Annotated in this window: 1 protein-coding gene; it reads left to right on the top strand. The window is 49.7% G+C overall.

The window, feature by feature from the left end:
• Positions 1 to 356: cell wall hydrolase (locus AY633_RS14725; protein ID WP_186008784.1), on the top strand; the 356-nt coding region annotated here is incomplete at both ends.

The following is a 356-nucleotide window of genomic DNA, read 5'->3' on the forward strand; positions in this document are numbered from 1 at the left end:
ATCAGACGAAACCGTCAAAAGCAGCAACACAAAAAGCAAGACAGCAAGCGGAAGCGAGGCAGAAACAGCCTGCGGAAAAAACAACGCAGCAGCCTAAAGCGAATGCGAATAAACAGCAAAACAATACACCAGCAAAAGCAAGAAAACAGGATGCGGTAGCAGCGAACATGCCTGGTGGATTTTCCAACAACGATATCAGGCTGCTTGCTCAAGCGGTTTATGGCGAAGCCCGGGGCGAGCCGTACGAGGGGCAGGTTGCTATTGCAGCAGTCATTTTAAACCGTTTGAACAGCCCGTTATTTCCAAATTCAGTAGCGGGGGTTATTTTTGAGCCGCTTGCCTTCACAGCAGTAGCC

It is taken from the genome of Planococcus maritimus (assembly GCF_001592825.1).
In the GTDB taxonomy this organism is placed as follows: Bacteria; Bacillota; Bacilli; order Bacillales_A; family Planococcaceae; genus Planococcus; species Planococcus maritimus_C.